Consider the following 660-nt stretch of genomic DNA (forward strand, 5'->3'; position numbering starts at 1 on the left):
ACCTGGACCTGTCCGGCCTGCTCGGTACCTGGACCTGTCCGGCCTGCTCGGTGATGGTCAGAGTTCGAGCAATCTTTACCTGCGCTACAAGGCAGACCTGGAGCGCGCATTGAACAAGGCGCTCGAACAGGCCTGAGGCGTGTCRGAACGTGCAGTCGCCGCCATTCTTGGGTTGCGACTCAACCTCAAGCAGGGTCAGCTTCAAGGTCTTGCCACCCGGTGCCGGCCAGTAGATGTGCTGGCCAACCTTCAAACCGAGCAACGCGCTACCTACTGGCGCCAGAATGGAAATCCGGCCTTCGTCGGCATTGGCGTCCTGTGGATAAACCAGGGTCAGGTGATAGTCCTTGCCGCTGCTTTCTTCACGGCAATGCACACGCGAGTTCATGGTCACGACATCGGCAGGCACTTCATCGTGACCGACCAGCGTATCGGCGCGATCCAGTTCGGTTTGCAGCGCGATAACACCTGGCAGCGAGTCATCCAGGCTGTCGATCAAACGCTCCAGACGTTGCACGTCCAGACGGGTAAGGATGATGGAAGGTGCGGTCATGATTAAGGCAGACTCCTTTTTTCTGCACGACAAAAGCAAAACCCCGCCAGAAATAGGCGGGGTTTTCACGGGCCTCGATGAGTTGAGGCGTATCCGGACACTATCAC

1 pseudogene is annotated in these 660 nt (G+C 58.0%); it reads right to left on the reverse strand.

Features of this window, described 5'->3' with window-relative positions:
• Positions 1–157: 157 nt before the first annotated feature.
• Positions 158–553 (reverse strand): annotated as a pseudogene (gene rnk, locus AC1DH9_RS30320) (nucleoside diphosphate kinase regulator); the annotation flags it as partial.
• Positions 554–660: the final 107 nt, after the last annotated feature.

The organism is Pseudomonas sp. 05T35 (assembly GCF_056396605.1).